The organism is Paenibacillus sp. GP183 (assembly GCF_900104695.1).
Lineage (GTDB): Bacteria > Bacillota > Bacilli > Paenibacillales > NBRC-103111 > Paenibacillus_AI.
Map to the genome: position 1 here is coordinate 99557 of NZ_FNSW01000002.1, position 16241 is coordinate 115797.

At 40.8% G+C, this 16241-nt stretch carries 16 protein-coding genes; 5 read left to right on the forward strand and 11 right to left on the reverse strand.

From position 1 onward, the window contains the following. Positions 1-216: 216 nt before the first annotated feature. The 4 genes from BLV33_RS27035 to BLV33_RS27050 form a co-directional block, all read right to left on the reverse strand. On the reverse strand, positions 217-1752 hold the full coding sequence (locus BLV33_RS27035; protein WP_139305852.1) for a hypothetical protein: 1536 nt from the start codon (positions 1750-1752) through the stop codon (positions 217-219). Between the two features lie 642 nt (positions 1753-2394). Beyond that, positions 2395-3567: a replication initiator protein A gene (locus tag BLV33_RS27040; RefSeq protein ID WP_090799388.1), complete on the reverse strand. Its 1173-nt coding sequence runs from the start codon at positions 3565-3567 to the stop codon at positions 2395-2397. Between the two features lie 53 nt (positions 3568-3620). After that, positions 3621-3800, reverse strand: coding sequence for a Spo0E family sporulation regulatory protein-aspartic acid phosphatase (locus BLV33_RS27045; RefSeq protein ID WP_090799390.1), 180 nt, complete (start codon positions 3798-3800; stop codon positions 3621-3623). 808 nt (positions 3801-4608) lie between these two features. Next, positions 4609-5403, reverse strand: a complete 795-nt coding sequence (locus BLV33_RS27050) for a type II toxin-antitoxin system PemK/MazF family toxin (RefSeq protein ID WP_090799391.1) — start codon at positions 5401-5403, stop codon at positions 4609-4611. A 431-nt stretch (positions 5404-5834) separates the two neighbouring features. Here BLV33_RS27050 and BLV33_RS27055 point away from each other — a divergent pair, with 431 nt between their 5' ends. From BLV33_RS27055 to BLV33_RS27070, 4 genes are all read left to right on the forward strand, one after another. Then, positions 5835-7010, forward strand: coding sequence for a cytochrome P450 (locus BLV33_RS27055; protein ID WP_090799393.1), 1176 nt, complete (start codon positions 5835-5837; stop codon positions 7008-7010). An 885-nt stretch (positions 7011-7895) separates the two neighbouring features. Next, positions 7896-8294 (forward strand): hypothetical protein, encoded by a 399-nt coding sequence (locus tag BLV33_RS27060; protein ID WP_090799394.1) that lies wholly within the window; start codon positions 7896-7898, stop codon positions 8292-8294. Between the two features lie 13 nt (positions 8295-8307). Next, positions 8308-8676: a hypothetical protein gene (locus BLV33_RS27065; protein WP_090799396.1), complete on the forward strand. Its 369-nt coding sequence runs from the start codon at positions 8308-8310 to the stop codon at positions 8674-8676. 18 nt (positions 8677-8694) lie between these two features. After that, positions 8695-9306 carry a hypothetical protein gene (locus BLV33_RS27070; protein ID WP_090799398.1) on the forward strand — a complete coding sequence of 204 codons (612 nt, stop codon included), beginning with the start codon at positions 8695-8697 and terminating at the stop codon, positions 9304-9306. A gap of 23 nt (positions 9307-9329) precedes the next feature. Here the strand turns inward: BLV33_RS27070 and BLV33_RS27075 are convergent, their stop codons facing one another. Continuing rightward, positions 9330-10289 carry a hypothetical protein gene (locus BLV33_RS27075; RefSeq protein ID WP_090799399.1) on the reverse strand — a complete coding sequence of 320 codons (960 nt, stop codon included), beginning with the start codon at positions 10287-10289 and terminating at the stop codon, positions 9330-9332. A 265-nt stretch (positions 10290-10554) separates the two neighbouring features. On the opposite strand from BLV33_RS27075, the gene BLV33_RS27080 reads away from it, so the two are divergent. Continuing rightward, complete coding sequence (locus BLV33_RS27080; protein ID WP_090799401.1) at positions 10555-10986, forward strand: hypothetical protein; 432 nt, start codon at positions 10555-10557, stop codon at positions 10984-10986. Positions 10987-11222: 236 nt separating this feature from the next. Here BLV33_RS27080 and BLV33_RS27085 read toward each other — a convergent pair whose 3' ends face one another. The 6 genes from BLV33_RS27085 to BLV33_RS27110 all read right to left on the reverse strand — a co-directional run bounded on the left by BLV33_RS27085 (position 11223) and on the right by BLV33_RS27110 (position 16202). Continuing rightward, positions 11223-11675, reverse strand: coding sequence for a DUF3291 domain-containing protein (locus BLV33_RS27085; protein ID WP_090799402.1), 453 nt, complete (start codon positions 11673-11675; stop codon positions 11223-11225). A 161-nt stretch (positions 11676-11836) separates the two neighbouring features. Next, positions 11837-12109: a hypothetical protein gene (locus tag BLV33_RS27090; protein ID WP_090795334.1), complete on the reverse strand. Its 273-nt coding sequence runs from the start codon at positions 12107-12109 to the stop codon at positions 11837-11839. A 187-nt stretch (positions 12110-12296) separates the two neighbouring features. Beyond that, complete coding sequence (locus BLV33_RS27095; protein ID WP_090799404.1) at positions 12297-12653, reverse strand: hypothetical protein; 357 nt, start codon at positions 12651-12653, stop codon at positions 12297-12299. A 129-nt stretch (positions 12654-12782) separates the two neighbouring features. Beyond that, positions 12783-13427, reverse strand: a complete 645-nt coding sequence (locus BLV33_RS27100; protein WP_171909394.1) for a zinc dependent phospholipase C family protein — start codon at positions 13425-13427, stop codon at positions 12783-12785. Between the two features lie 568 nt (positions 13428-13995). After that, entirely contained in the window at positions 13996-15285 is a 1290-nt protein-coding gene (locus tag BLV33_RS27105) for an IS110 family RNA-guided transposase (protein WP_090799407.1), read from the reverse strand. Positions 15286-15578: 293 nt separating this feature from the next. After that, the gene (locus BLV33_RS27110) at positions 15579-16202 is read right to left on the reverse strand and encodes an alpha/beta fold hydrolase (protein ID WP_090799409.1); all 624 of its coding nucleotides are present in this window, start codon (positions 16200-16202) and stop codon (positions 15579-15581) included. Positions 16203-16241: the final 39 nt, after the last annotated feature.

The window sequence follows — 16241 nt, forward strand, 5'->3', positions numbered from 1 at the left end:
TTTTTGTCTGTGGCCTTCTTTTTTCCACAAACCAATAGATAATACTGTCCGTTTTTTGTTGAATACCGGACAGAACAAATCATGATCTGATTCTTTACATTGTTTAAAATCCGTTTGGAGAAATAAAAATAGTGTTGTCCTGGAGTGTTTGTTTGATTTGATAAGGAGTGGGTTATACTCGGAAGCATGGGGAACAGCCCTCTTTATTATGGATTCTTAAAGAGAGCCGATGAGGCCATTTTGTATGAAATTAAGGTGGAGGAAGTCCTCTAGTCGGAAGTTCGTTGGCGGATCCGCTTCGAGTTCCCAATGCGGAAGCTTTTCGACTTCATGATTAAGCCATTGTGCAACCGATGATGGGTCTTCAATCCGTAGTCTCCGTTCAGCTTCGACTTCGAGCGTTTGATACGAATATGGGCATTTCTGGAGATGAAAAGCCTGTTTCCGGATAGCTTCTATATTTAGCTTGCTATTTAATGAAAAGACCTTCGCATAGGATGCTGCACCGAATGCCGGCGCAATCCCATATTCTTTGAATAACCGGGGTGCAGCTGCTTTACACATTTTTCGAAAAGCAGTTTTGTCAATGCCGGTCATTCTTTCTGCAAATTGGGTAAATCGGGTTTGATGATCCTTGCGGTATGGAACAAGAAAGTTATAGATACCAGTTTCTTTCGTTATGGCCAGAAGTGTTGTCATTGCTTTGTCCTGTATTTCGTTCTTGATAAAATCAAGAATATTTTCAGGGAAGAAAACATATTCATTATAGATTTCCCGGATTCTGTTTAAGACAAATCGGATATAGGAATTGTTTTTATCTTTTAACATGCGAACCAGTTGAAAAAAACAATGACCATCTCGGAGAAGTTCAAATTCCCCGATCCCAAGCTCAGCAAGTATTGATTTCATATATCTCACAAGACGGCGATATCCAGTTTTGGCGGGAAGAACCTCGTGAAACTCTCCCTCTCCTGGAATGTACTTTATGATGAATTCGGGATTCACTTTAAAAACAGCTTTAAAACCGCCGATCACATTTTTCTTGATATCGCCTACAGTAAAAAGTGCATGTCCATTGTAAATTTTTTCACTGGTCAGTGCTTCAAGAATAGCTCGGATCTGATTAACCTGAGTTCTATGTACAAATTCAGATAGACCGTCCTTGAGATTCCATTGCATTTCATGATCATTATCCCCTTGTTTAGTTTGGGCGTAATAATATAGCTTTTGTCTGGCCAAAGGCATGGAGGCGAAACTTTTGGTGAAGACCACAGGATGAAGCATGGCAAAACGACCGATCACACCAGTGTCAGGCTCATTGTAATGATTCAGAGTGTAATGTTCGGTTCCGTCAATTTCATCTTTATGTACTTCAATTAAGCCATGCTGAACGAACTTATCAAAGGCTGCATAGAATTGATCTTTACTGCAAGCAGCTTCTTTTTCAAACAGTTCTTGCAGTTTTCCATAGATGCGATGTTTAGTATTGGATTCTAACTTTGCACTGACATTAAAGCAGACTTGCACAGTGGTAGCCAGCTGCAGATCCGCTTTTGTTAGATGATTCTTTAACCGTCCAACCTTACTTCCCAGATACTGGCGGAACCTGTACTTTTGTTCTTTATCCGCATAATCAGCTTCAATGGTATTGAACATAGCAAACATAAAACGGGAACTGATAACAACAGGTTTTGTTTGCAATCTCCCATTATTTAAAACAAATAAATCACTGCTCTTCCGTATGTAAGGCACCAAAAATTCACCTCCTTTCTTCGTAAAATTTATATGTAGTAATCTTGAAATTTCAATGGAATCAGGCTATAATTAGTTTATTGGCAAAACAAAAGCAGACCTTCATATCTCCATTTTTTTGGAAATTTGAGGCGTGTGATTTTGAGATTCTTGGTGGGGACCGTAGGATCTCTGTATAAAGTGAGCGAAGTAGTGAAACACATTGTTCAAATGAAAGCTCCAGTGGTATGGGGCTTTTTTTCATGCAATAAAGATACTTCTTTCTCGCTCTTTCGACATTATCATGACATGTAAATTTAGGCAATCATAGTATAAAGGCTAGGTTTGAATAGTATAAAGGCCCGAAATGAATAGTACAAAGGCTATATATCAATAGTACAAAGGATTAAATAGTATAAAGGCTAGTAATGAATAGTACAAAGGATAGAAGTAAATAGTATAAAGGCTAGTAATGAATAGTACAAAGGATTTTAATAGTACAAAGGATAGAAGTAAATAGTATAAAGGCTAGTATGGAATAGTATAAAGGATAACAATAGTACAAAGGCTTTTTTGAAATAGTAGAAAGGATAGAGAAGAATAGTACAAAGGCTGTTTATTTAAATAAAAAATTAAAAAAAAGCCTTTTTTAGAGGCTTTTTTTTAAACGATTGATAAAAGGGGAATTCCCTCTGTATGTTGTCGGTATTGTAACTCAGTAGGAACAAAGCAAATAGATCTGTTTGTCCTGCCTTCTTTAATAACGGTATATGATTCGATTACATTAAAATCAACGAGCTCATCGAATGCATCGAGTAATAATCTGGTTGCTTTGTAATGAGTATTCGCTCGTATCCCTAAATGTTCAATTAATGTATCGATTTCAATTACCCTTACGTTTTCGGGAAGCTTACTGATTACATCGATATAAAGATTTTTGGATGTATCATTAGCTAAGTCATTAAATAAAGCCATGTTAATGGTTATATAGTGGCCAGCAGCTAGACTATCGTGAATGTAGTTGCTTAGCTCTATTGTCGCTGTAAGATTTTTAGGATCGATAACAGCATCTTGAATCGGATGATGAATATGTGTTTTAGTGAAGGTTTTCCGGTTAGGGTCGAAGTATTCCTCCATAATGATTTCTGTTCGTGCTAGGGTTTGTAAACTTTCTGTAATTAAAGGATATTCTCCTGAATTGAGATCAGATTGTGAAGCAGTTAATAGTTCCCGGTAAGTAACCTTAAAACTTTGATTTTTCCCTTTATCGTTCCACAGCTTAAGAAGACTTATAAACATCTTGGTGTCATAGGTGGACAAAAGGTTCCCATATCGGTTTCGGTAAAATAATTTTCGAAAACCATTTTTCTCGAATTCGATAATACCATCTTCAGTTCGGATTTTTTTATAATTTGCTGAGCCTTTAGCTGGTAATCCAGTATTAAACATAACACCATGCTCAATAATATTTCTTTCCACTGGGTGAGTAAATTTTTTGTGGTATTCACGTTTGTCTTCAATTGCTTTAGTCACAATATCGAGCTTCATTTTTATGATCTTCTCGGCTAATTCTGTTTCGGAGTCGATTTCCATGCCTTTTCGTTTATCGGACAACACCTCTTCAGATAATGTAATGCGCTCATCAGCGATGTTGGTTCTGACTCGATTGAGATCGGATAATTTAAAATTAAATATTAATTTGGTTACCTTTTCTATTTCCTTTTCCATTTCGGAATTAAGGATATACTCATTGTTATAGGTTTCACTTAAACGTTTTTTTCTTTCAACGAGTATTGGTCCGTGCTTATCAAGTAAATTACTTATTTTTTTGCTCAATTTTGGCACCACCTTTAACTAGTCTCCCTTCTATTGTATAGTCTAAATGCCCACTAGTCTAGTGAGAGATTCATTCTGATTTGTAGAAATTGTAAGATTAATTGTTCCAGATCATGAGATGTTTGCAGCATTTCCTTGTGTTGAAAGTTAAATTTATATTTGATCGCAAGTAGATTAAGCTCTTCGCGAGTTTTTTCAATTTTAGCTTGTAGTTGAATATGTTCTTGTTTCATAACATCCAGCTCCCTATCGTTACACCGAGATTTTCATACTCATATTTACATAGGAAGGTTCTAGAGAAAGTAAATCCCCTCTAATAGATTGAAGTGACAAGTATCAAATAGTTTTTTTCTCGCATGGAAGAAAGTAAATACAGGCTTCAGTTATACTGTAATTGTCTAGATTCAAACAATATAGCGTTCAAATAATTTCCTCCTAAAAGAAAAAGACGCAAAATTAACACCTCAAAAGAGGTTTAATTTTGCGTCTTTCGCCCTAATATGACAATGTTTGGCATCTAAGTCAATTGTAACTTAACTGGAAGAAAATGAAAAGGTAAGTAAATTAGAATTTTTTGTGATCGATTGTTGTGTAAGAGTTTTTTCGAAACTGTACCTCCTAGTAAGTCGGTAATCTCACTGTTCGATTTGACCCGTTGAGGAGGAATAAATGTCCGGGTTATTATTACATTTGAAATAAGCGCCGTTAGGTTTGATTCTAGGCATGATTACTGGGCATCTTGGAAGCTTTCTCGGGTCGGATGCGTTATTTGATTTATTCCGGGGTAATGATCGAGATATATGTAAAGATCTTGGCATGGAAAAAAGCCGGTTTTGCAACCAGCTTTCTAAACGGTCAGATATTTAATTATTAATTTCGGTCTATAAATGCGAAAAAAGCCCCGTTTACACAGCAGCTTTTTTCAACCCGTGATTTCGCGTTTCCGCGAATATAACCTGTAGCTATATATTACCATGTATTTAACCATATTTCAACACTTATCACCATGTTTCAATAGACTTCACCACATAAAATGAACCTTTAAGATTTGGATAAATCAATTTCCAGCGAAGCAGCTACTTCATCAAGCACTTGGCTGCTTACACCTGCTTGCTCGCGTAACAACTGAAACAAATGCTGAAATTTTTCTAATTTTACCTGCAGCTGTAATTTCTCTGCATCCTCATTTCCAACTTTATCTTCTAAAATCCGGATCTCTGCATTTTTTTTCATCAGCTCATTTTCAAGCATAGCCACTTCATAGAGATGATCAATCAAAATGACATGATAGCTTGGAAATTGACTCATGAGATATTCATCTATATCCTTCATCAGCGTGGGGTTTGTTACAGTTCCGACAGAAAGCGTTATCCGCTTCTTATCGATCCAGCGGATCCCATGAAGCTGTATGCGGGTTTCCTTAGAGAAACCATCGGCTATACTTGCATCCATTTCATCCGGATATTTCTGTTTGTGGGGCTTTGCTGAAGTACAAGGAGCAACCAGGATCGAAGTAAAGTCATTTACAAGAACAACACAGGGATGCTCATACTGAGGTTCAGAACCAAAGTTAGCCCCTCCTAAGTCTGCCATTACAATATCACCATATGTATATGCCTTTGTTACTTTGGGTTGGGATAAACTCAATAACCACCGATCATGAAAGATAATCCAATGGCCTAGATTAAAGATACTCTCTTGTTGAACTCGATCCATTATATTCCACATTTTTAATTTCCATTGTTCGAAAACGATTATGCTCCCACTTGCAGGTTGTGTTTTTGCGTGGGGTAGTTTGGTTTCAGTTTTAATATCCCTTCGGTTAATTCTGAACAACGTACAGACCTCCAAATAATTGATATTGTAGCGACTAGGTAGTTTGCAATTGTTCTGATCTTTATTGAATCTTCTATTATGCTTTCTGCAGGAAGTGGTTGTTTCACTTTATTTATAATTCTATCACAGCTGTGATGTGGGAAAATAAAGTTCTTTCATCAGGTTGTTGAGTTAATGCAGTTTCACATGTTCTTGGCTTACCAGAACTCGATGAAGTTCATAAGCTCCTGAACAGAGCCGTTGTTTGAGAACTCCCCTCTGTCCGTAGTCCTAAAGGCGCGACAAAAAAACATTGGCGTTTTTTTAAAAATCCCAACTTTACGGGTTCTGAATTCTCTAATGTTGTTGTGTCATCGGACACTTTCCTGTATGTTCCATTGCATTTGTTGTATAATAATAGTCAATCGTTTCTCAAAGGATGGTGTTCGATTATGATCAATCTGCGGTCTCCTGAGTTTTTATTAAATCCTTATCCCGTTTATGAGATGTACAGAAAAAATCAGCCCGTAGCGTACATGGAGCCGCTTCAATTATGGTCGGTGTTTACGTATGATCATGTCAAAACAGTACTGTCCGACCATGCCCGTTTCTCCTCAAGACCGATCGCGGCTGCAAAGGATTCTCAACCACCGGAACAGCAGCTAGAGGGTTTCAGCTTGATTACTAACGATCCTCCAAAACATACCGACTTGCGTTCTTTAGTAAATCGTGCATTTACTCCAAAAGCCGTCTCCGCTCTTGAACCGAGAATTGAACAGATTGCGAACGAACTGCTCGAAGGAATCGCCAGTTCTGGCGAGCTCGATCTAATCAGGGATTTTGCTTATCCGCTTCCGGTCATTGTGATTGCGGAATTGCTTGGGGTGCCTGCTGTAGACCGTGATCGCTTTAAGGAATGGTCCGATGAAATCGTTGCCGGCGCCGACGCCATAATCGGGGGCGGCCGATCAGAATCTCATAAGGCTCATATGGAAATGAACGAATACTTTAAAGACATTATAGCTCAGCGTAGGATCCACCCACAGAATGACCTGGTCAGCGCGTTGCTGTCGGCGGAAGAAGGGTCTTCTCATCTTTCGGAATCGGACATATTGTCTTTTTGTAGGCTGCTGCTGGTTGCCGGAAATGAGACGACCACTAATCTCATCGGTAATGCCGTCCTTGCTTTTTTAGAGCATCCGAATGAGTGGGACAAACTTCTAGCCCACCCGGAAATGCTCTCTAATGCCATTGAAGAAGTGCTCCGTTTTCGTTCTCCTGTGCAGGCCATGTTCCGTACCACCAAACAGGATGTACAGATTGGAGGTCAAACGATTCCGCAAGATACCCGGGTCATTGCATGGATTGGCTCAGCCAACCGGGACGAAGCGAAGTTTGACGACCCTGCTCGCTTTGATATATCCAGGGAACCCAACCCGCACTTGGCCTTCGGCCAAGGTATCCACTTCTGTCTTGGGGCACCGCTCGCCCGTTTGGAGGCCAAAGTCGCACTAACTGCGGTCATGAATCGATTGCCTGAGCTTGCCAGACGAAACGCTGAGCCGTTGGAGCCAGCGCGCGGATTTATTGTACACGGTGTCAAAAGCTTGCCGCTTCGTTTCTCATAAGGAAATCACAAAACCAATTCATGTTATATGGCTCAATAAGATAAACGCTGTTTGTTGGCTGTATCCCATGCCCATCAAACTAATATTTTCGAATTACCCCAAAACGAAAAAGGCTATCCTTTATTTACAAAAGGAATAGCTTTTTTTGTTTTGGGGAATGTAATAATTTTTTAGCTTGATTGCTAAGTGGCTATACTCCTTAAACGTTAAACACTATCATTCCCAAACTGTTTGCTAACAATGGTGTCACACCCTATTCTCTGCTTCATTCGTGCAGGTAGTTCCTCTTTACCTTCCACTTGATTCCGGACCCGCTCCTCTTGCGAATTAGTTAGTTCGTTTGTCTGTCTGGCCAACCCCCGCTTCCCTAGCTTGATACTACTTGGATCTGCTCCTTTTATTTCTCCCGCTCCTGCCTATAAGTACTTGACATCCCACTTCATTTCTGGCGATTTTACCCTTCTGACCGGTTTTTCCGCGCAGCGGCGGCCCCCCACCCTATCTATCTGCCTTCAACTTGATACGGATTTAGTTGAAGAGTAGGAACTTTTTACTAGGTACGCACCTAGCTAGATACGTATTTAGTTGAAGAGTTGTAAATCTGCTACTAGGTACAAGTCTTGCTCCACAGTCGCATTATGGTATAAAGGCGAAGGATAAAATCAGTGAAATCAGGTTGAAGTGTAGAGTATTGGTAAGAGCACTGTTAACAAACAGTTTGCATGTAGTGGTGTTTAGGCGCTTTATGTGCTATGATAGCAGATATTGGGGTATTTATACCCTATGATTGCCTTGTGCCGGCTAAGATCGGATTTCTAGAGCTCTTGGCAAAACATTTGCTTTAATTCGATCATTACGGTATGACATTTGTTAGGAGGTGAAAACTTGAATCCTAAGAAACTTATAGCTAAAACCGATACGTTAGGTAATATTGTGAAGGTGCAAGAGATTATTGAATACATCATCCTTGCTGAATTGATGACCAAAGGTGCCACTTATCTTCAAGACTTAGAGCAGCGCATCATTGCCTATTTGGATGGAGTTGGCGCTAATACCGGTTATTTATCGCAGCGGACAACCAAAATGATTGCCACTGGTAAGATTGAGCGTATTGGAACTGATCCTCAACATCGGTCAAGGCAGCTGCTTCGCATTACACCAGAAGGCATTGATTACTTGAAGAAAGTCATGGTTGACGCTTCACATCGGGTTAGTCTCGCAAAGAAAACATATTCAGCATTTGAAACCTATATGGACAAGTTCAATAAAATGCCATTGATTTAAGGAGATTACACGTATGCTATTTACAGGGAAAGAAATTTGTTCCGACGCTGACTTGTTCAATTGCATCCTCTTTTCTACTCCTGTTGAAATCCGGATGGATGGTGCTCTGGAAACCTCTACAGTTGTCATTAACGATTATAACGACGAAATCATATTTGTTGACGGGGCTTACTACTTCCGCTTCAACATCGAAATATTACGTAAAGAAGTAAGCAGCGATGCCGATCTCCATAACTGCATTCTTTTTCAAACACCCGTTTATATTTGGTCTGATGCGCTAGATGTTCCAATTAGAGCAATAATTACTTCCTATTCGGAGAAGATCATTCATGTGGGTGTTCAGTTCTATTCCCGCAGCGATATCCAAATAATTGTCGCTTGAGGAAAGGAGAAGCTTTCCATGCCAAAAGAGTATGCTGAAATCATTAAAGAACTGAAGGCTGTTTTCCCAAAGGGGACTGTGCAGAAAAATCGCTATATCCCTCATCAAGTCTATGTGGACAGGTTAGAGGCAGCAGCAGAAAGCCAGTGGAACAAAGAGGTACGAGAACTTGAAATTCGTCCTGATCTGGGATTTGTGAAAGCCGTCGTCCGTGTAACAATCGCGGATCATCACCGAGAAGGTGTGGGATTTGAGACAATCGAGAAAGATACTGGAGGACAACTAAGAACGGAGAATGCCGTAGATTTAGCCGTGGCAAGAGCCTTTGTTTCCGCAATTGATGATTGGCAGGTTGGCTGGCTTGATCTAGCCATTGAAGCAAGCCGTGATTGGGCAAACAACCCAGGTATCACCTTGCTGCAGGGAGCTTTAAAGAATAAAGGCATTTCCGGCATTGGAGCGGGTAAAGATAAAACGAGCAGCGCGAAAGTTAGCCATAGAGTATGTAAGATTTGCGAAAATGCACTGTCTGAAGAAGACATCTCTATCCTAAAACGGATCCCCAATCAGAACATCGATTATTGTAATAAGCACCTACCCTCCCATCGACGTGAAAAAATAAGAACCTAAGCGGGACTCACTCGCAAAGGTTCTTATTTTTTCTCTTCATATAGCTGTAGTTCTTTGGCCAACAAAGCATTTACGATCTCATCAAAATTACGTCCGGATTCATCTGACATTTTTTTAATACGCTCATGGACATTCTTTATATAGTTCGTTGATCTAGTGACCACTTCACCATCGAAATCAATGTATTCGCCGTTTAGGGATAAGTAACCTTCTTGCTTGTATGTCTCTAAAAGACGGAGATCATCTTTTGTGCCCTTCATTTTACCGAGTCGGCAGCGCACTTGATAGTTAGACTCTGTCTCAAATACTCGAATATTCTTTGTCCCGAAAGATTCAATCATATGGGAAAGCAATTCATGTATGGGTGAATCGACATCCGACTTAGGAAATCCAAACAATATGAACCCCTTACGTCTTACATATGGCAGATCCAAACATGGTTTTGATTGATGAATGTAATCTTTGGGTTCAATTATATAATGATTTTCGGTAAGTAAACGGACGGGATCTACGCTTACAACCACTACCTTTTGCCCTTTAAGGTTAAAAGAATCAAATAACCGCAGTCCATTGTCATAACAAGCAAGTTCTCGCCCGCTCTCCCTGATATTTGGTGTATGATCTCGTTTCTTCATAACATCTATTAGCGCAATACAATCCGCTTTTCTGAAAACCATCCGTTTCTGATCACCATAATCAATGATTTGGCATGGGATTTGCGGAGGATTGGCCTTTGCAAGCATACCTAAATACTCAGGAGTAATTCCAATTAATTTAGCCGCTTTGCTTCGGAAAAGTATATCTGAAGAAAACAACTTATTTACTCGTTCAAATTCTTCTAAAGCAAATCGATAACCACCATCACTCCTATGAGTGTCTGCATTGATAGGATTGATCATTCCTTTTTTTACCCATAGTCCGATGGTTTTTTCCGACTTTTTAAAATGGTCGGCAATTTCTCTCTGAGATAAATGCTCTGACATAAGACTACCCCTTACCGCATTAAATACCTATGATTATAGGAATATTGGACTATTCTTAAATATATCACATTGATAAATTTATTAACATATGTATTTACCAAATTGTACCATCACGATATTTTTCCACCGTTACTTGAATAAGGTTGCAGATAGACTATGCTGTACTAAACTATACCTATTGTGCAGTAACTATCTAACTTTACAAAACTAATAACAAAAGCTTAGTAGGGAACGTGGTATGATTAAACTATGAAAGGAGTGAAAAATGATGAAGAAACATCCATACTTCGGACATACGCTATCGCGAGACTTAAATCCTCAACAAATTCATCCGCTCTCTCTAAAAGCACCGATAGTTCATGTGAAGGCCGTCATAAAGAAAGTTGAAGTAGACGGCGAAAGTGCAGACGGTATGCACCAACATTTGTTAGTAAATCAAATAGTGGTGATTGAAATCCGCGGTGCTGAAACTTCTCTTGTTTCAGATGAAGCATTTGTTGCCATTCGATACGGTGATGCTGAAGGTATACCTGGTAGGATTGCAGGCTTTGCCGAAGGACAACCGATTGAACTGCAAGGCGAATATATTGATGTAAATCATGCTCATAAAGGCGTAGGCAATCCTGGTGATTCTGTCATCCACTTTACTCATCACCCTATAGGATTTGTTTTATATCAAGGTGTTCGATACGAATAAGCTAATATTGTACAAACTTATGATTGGGATTACAAAGAAGGCAGGTCGCCATGGTACCTGCCTTCTTACTCATTCAACTATTGATCCCTGACGTATAAAAGAAATCTGCAAGTTAACACAGAAGGCTCCCGATTGTTTTACTGGCAGCCTGCTTCTTCTTTATTGTTTCACTAACGTACCCGTTTAGCTGAAGCAAAGATATTTTGTTTCCAAATAACGTACTATCTCTCTGAATACTATTCTTGTGGTGGAAATGGTCGGGTAAACGTAAATGCATTGGGGGTAGGTCCCTGTAATTTGAGTAATTCCAACTTTTCTTTAGCTGATTTCAACTTTGGTATTTGACCTTTTGGAACCCACCATAACGCTAATGAAGGAAAGTCCAACTTTTCAAACCAGTTTTTCCGTTTCTTGAATGCCTCAACATGATCACCGAAGTAAACATACGCCTTTAGCGATTCCAAAGACTCCCATACTGACATATTAACGATAATAAGTGGATCGTCGAATACCTTTAATGCAGTTGCATCTCCATCTTCCGTTTGTAACCGCCATACAAATCCAGGGCTTTTATCAGCCAATTCATTAATGTAATCCAGTTGATCGACAAAACCTTTCATCGTGGGATGATCAAGTGGAGCAATCGCTTTTGCAATATTAATCTGAGCCAACTGATACTCGTTAGTCATTAGTAACACCGTCCAGTTCTAATTTTATATAAAATTGATATCACCTGATAATATATCATTTTTGTTCATACCATGTTGCTATTGAATAACCTACCCGTTTGTTCATTGAAAAAGCAGACAGCTGCAGCCATCTGCTCATATCACTATCGGTTCTCCGTTAATCAAACTCGTACCCGATAGCTTTTTGCATAAGTTACAACTTCACTAAGATATTGGAAAGCCATGCTGGTATCCATTGCATTTGTAGAAATGGGGTTTCCTTCGCCCATATTTTTGAATCCACCATCTTCGCCCTGATAGCTACTCAAGACGTCAAGTAAAGTTTGAAGAGAACCGTTTTCGAAGTAAAATCGAAATAATTCTTGTTCCAGATCTCTCCCGTTTTTCATTAAATAATTATGGGCGGCTTCGAATTTTTCAAAAGAAAGTTTCAAAATCAAGTCACACCAATCTTGGATATCTTTTCCTCAAACTCTTCTACATAATTGCCCAAAACCCTTTATTTGCGTTCTGGAACTATGCTGCCCGTTAGCTGAGCCATAGTCTCAGACATATGTACCAAAGGAGCCGCTGCGACATCTCTCTTCCGTCGTTCTTATGCACCAAAAGCCGGTATTTTGTTCAGGTGTTCATTATGATTGGATCAAGTGAATCAGATTCAATAACTATAGCCATCATTCCAGATTCAGTACCGGACTCATGCCATTCACCGGCTATCCAGAAAGCAGCTTGCCCAGCTTTTATATTCATTTTGTGGTGATCTCCACTGCGAACCCATCCCTCGCCTTGAACTACGAGAAATAATTGATTGGTTGCAGTCTGATGGTAGCCTACGTTACCGTTAGCCCCCAAATACATACAACCAATATGAAATGATCCAGTCTTTTCCGAAGTTATAATACGAGACATTATGAGGTTCGTACTATTGTATGCCCCAATCGCTCTACCTACTTCCTGATCAAATCTATAAATAACCAACGCACCACCTCCAAACATATATTTCGGTCCTTTTGTGAAGCTGTCGATTGAACTATCGTTTCCGTTAGTTCAAACTTAAAAAACTACTGCAAATAATACTACGAAGTCTTAGACTAGTTTGAGTATGACTTATTTATACCCTGTCCCTTCGAATAGTCGGGTTAGACGGCGTGAGGTATCTTTTATAAAACTACGAACAGAGTCTTCAGTGATGTATTTTGGCTCAATACACGGCTCTTTTGAAGTGTCAGTATACCAATCAAGGGTTCTATGTTTCCATTTCTCCACTTCTTCTTCCGTTAAGATGTCATCTACCGAGATCGAGGGGCAGTTTTCCAGACTCTCCCAAGCTTGCGGTCTCCAAGGTTCCAGCCTAAATAAATTAAAATCGATCTGATCTGTCTCCATATAATATAAAGTGCGAACGTTCTCAATTTGTTCATTGGCTATCTTCCTTTGAAAGTCACTGTAAACGGTATGAGACCAAATCAAATCAGTTAATACGTGCGAGATGTATCCTCTTGCGAACATAATCCATTGAGGGTCGGCAGGGAAAAGATCAACAAAGGGCCGCATCTTGTTGAAAAAGTCCTCTACTGTATAGTCTTCGTTGAAATCGAAATGTGTCCTGATTTTGTCTGCTCTATTCGTGTTCTCTCTCATATGAATGGCGTCTGGCGAAATACTCCCCAACAAAAATTTTGGATCAATTTCCGTGCCTCTTTGTTTAAAAATGTCTGCTGTAATACTCATATGTACCATAGGCAAAGGCATATGGACTCTCCTTTTATGTGATTTAAAGATATAACTGATTATATCTGGGCCCATTTATTGAGCTTTCGTGCCCACGTCCTGATATATTCTCGAAAAGCAAACAAATTCCTTTAATGTTACTGCCCTTTACTTCAATAAGAAAAGAGGAGCTGCCACCAAGCAAGCTCCTCCACTATCGTACCCGTCCCTCGGTTTTAAGGGATTATCTCACGTATGCTCACTCACTCGCAGGATTTCATTACCTTAGGATACAGTGATCGTTAGGGAAGTAAGCTGGTGAGAGCCCGCCGTTACATTTTGGGGCATGCGGGAATAGAAGAAATGGCTGGAGCATTTCCCCAAAGCCTTTTTCTACTGCACGCTTCCTCCACTATCTCCCTGGAAGTTCACCATCCCATGGCTCAACGGGTCTAGGCCCTTACATTCCATCGTCATACATGTCCAAGGTGTGGAGACCGATAGCGTTTAGCGGATGGGTCTGTGCCCTTATCGGATACGAACTCGGTCCTCCGTGCTTTCTTTGTTTGAAATCCTGCGAATGAGTCAATCTACGTGGCATTCAGATGTCTTACGCTGCTTCTGTAAAAAAGGGACTCGCTTTTTCGGGAGAAAACGTTTCTCCTCCTTGGACGATGCCGATCAGGATCCGAGCCAGTTTTCCAAGCAGTTTAAAGATCGACTGTTGTTTCTTCATTTTCTTAACTTGGACATTGTTTTCATGCAACTGTCGAAAGACGGGATTCGTTCCCACGAGGGTGATCGTAGCCAGATACATATATTTTCGTAGCTTCGCATCTCCCCGTTTGGAAAGCACGATCTGCCCCTTGCGCTTGCCAGACATGCTTTCGGCCAGATTTAAGCCCGCTTTACGCAATAACTGACGTCCATGGGCATACTGTTTGAGGTCGCCTGCACCGGAGAGAATGGCCCCGATGAAGATCGGGCCAAGGCCTTTGACCGACCGTAATTGCTGGGCCATAGGAATTTCACCGAGAAGTGCCCGTACTTCCTGTTCAATCTTCTCTAGTGTTTCAACGATACGCTCATACTCTTCCAATAACCGCTCTAAATCTTGCTTTGCTTCGCGCATAGCTGTCGTGTCTCCGACACTCTTCTTCGCTTGAGCGATGAGTTGCGCCGCTTTCTCCATTCCAGTTGTTCCGCCCGCTCGCTGCATATGCTGCTCTCTCCAACCGGTGATGACCTCCGATACGGATAGAGATTCTAATTCTAGCGGAGAAGGGAAATGTTTGAGCGTAGCCAAGGATCGTGGGCAGGTCCAATCCTTGAAAACCGACGTGTATTCGGGAAACCGAATGTCCAACCAACGGATGATCCGATTCTGCAGCCGGACGCTATGGGTCACCCAAAATTCCCGATCACTCATAATCGTACGCAACCTTTGGAACACGTTTGCCTGTCGAGTGTAATCGTAGTAGTATCCTCGACAGACGACGTCTGCGATGACAAGCGCGTCCTTGGGATCGCTCTTGGATGGACTGTTATCGCGGTTCTCCTTGTTTCGTTTGGTGGTGGCCGGGTTCACCAAGACGACGTTAAGGCCTTTGTTTGCAAGCCAATTCGCCAAGTTCCACCAATAATGTCCAGTGGGTTCCATACCGATGATGACCGTCTTCAGTCGGTGTTTCTGTTGTAGTTCATCCATCCAACGTTGTAACTTTTCATAACCTTCAATTGCGTTTTTGAATGTGAGATGTCGCTTAGCAAGAACGATGCCTCGAAAGTTAGTGGCCTCTGCTACATGAATTTCCTTTGCCATGTCGATGCCTACAACGAGCTGAGTCGGGGAAATTCGTTCAATCCGTTGATTTTGTCCGTTGATTTGCTTAAACTTCATAATAAGAGCGCCTCCTTTGATGGTGTTGTGGACAAACCCATCATAACCGAGGCGCTCCTTTTTTGACAAAGGCCATTTCTTAAGCTATACAGGAATGTTTAGTTTAATGATCTATCGATTCGTATTGTTGTTTTGGAGTTCTCATTGTGCGCCCCTCTCGTTATTATCCATAAAAGAAATCGAGCACCAATTCGGAGAATTTTTCCGGTTCTTCAAAGCTTGGCGCATGCCCGGAATGTATCATTTCCACAAAGATGGCGACTTTAATATGGGAGGCGACTTCCTTGCCGTATTCAGGAGGATTTAGTCCGTCCATCTTCCCACTGATGACAAAGCAAGTCGAAGGCATGAAATGCTTTGTTTGCAGCTGTCGATTCTCCCGCGGATAAAATCGGCTCCGGTCTCAGTATGATTTGCACGATTTTGGGTTCAATCTTCTCCAAGAACCCGGGCGCAAAAACATGATTCAAAAAATAACTCATTTGTTCAGCTTCGCTCATGCCCGCTAATTCGACCGCATGCCGTTCCCAAAAAAGTTGCACGGAAGATTTGGTGCCATGAGATTTCGGAACGACCAGTATCAATTTATGAATGGCATCCGGATAGTCAGCAGCCAAACCCTGCGCGATATAACTTCCTCCCGAAACGCCGATCACACGGGTTTTCTCTATACGCAATTCCTCCAACAAAGCCTTTGCATCTTGAATATGATCATTCAACGTATAGCTTGCCGGCTTATCCGAATTTCCGTGTCCGCGACAATCATAAGCAATCGTTTTGTACTTTGTGGACAACCACTTCATATCTGCACGCATTTGATCGATGTTGCCGCCCAGTCCATGGATGAGCAGAAGCGGCTCTCCCTCACCTTCAATTTCAACGTTCAGGTGGATCCCGTTTACAAGAAATTTCGACATATTGTCAGCCTCCTAAGAGTCATTTTCAGTGTAGTCTAT

What these genes read in the sequence shown, in the direction of transcription:
- BLV33_RS27045 (WP_090799390.1), bottom strand. Translation starts at nt 3,800, where the DNA reads ATGAAACAAGAACATATTCAACTACAAGCTAAAATTGAAAAAACTCGC.
- BLV33_RS27055 (WP_090799393.1), top strand. Translation starts at nt 5,835, where the DNA reads ATGATCAATCTGCGGTCTCCTGAGTTTTTATTAAATCCTTATCCCGTT.
- BLV33_RS27065 (WP_090799396.1), top strand. Translation starts at nt 8,308, where the DNA reads ATGCTATTTACAGGGAAAGAAATTTGTTCCGACGCTGACTTGTTCAAT.
- BLV33_RS27070 (WP_090799398.1), top strand. Translation starts at nt 8,695, where the DNA reads ATGCCAAAAGAGTATGCTGAAATCATTAAAGAACTGAAGGCTGTTTTC.
- BLV33_RS27075 (WP_090799399.1), bottom strand. Translation starts at nt 10,289, where the DNA reads ATGTCAGAGCATTTATCTCAGAGAGAAATTGCCGACCATTTTAAAAAG.
- BLV33_RS27080 (WP_090799401.1), top strand. Translation starts at nt 10,555, where the DNA reads ATGATGAAGAAACATCCATACTTCGGACATACGCTATCGCGAGACTTA.
- BLV33_RS27085 (WP_090799402.1), bottom strand. Translation starts at nt 11,675, where the DNA reads ATGACTAACGAGTATCAGTTGGCTCAGATTAATATTGCAAAAGCGATT.
- BLV33_RS27100 (WP_171909394.1), bottom strand. Translation starts at nt 13,427, where the DNA reads ATGCCTTTGCCTATGGTACATATGAGTATTACAGCAGACATTTTTAAA.
- BLV33_RS27105 (WP_090799407.1), bottom strand. Translation starts at nt 15,285, where the DNA reads ATGAAGTTTAAGCAAATCAACGGACAAAATCAACGGATTGAACGAATT.
- BLV33_RS27110 (WP_090799409.1), bottom strand. Translation starts at nt 16,202, where the DNA reads ATGTCGAAATTTCTTGTAAACGGGATCCACCTGAACGTTGAAATTGAA.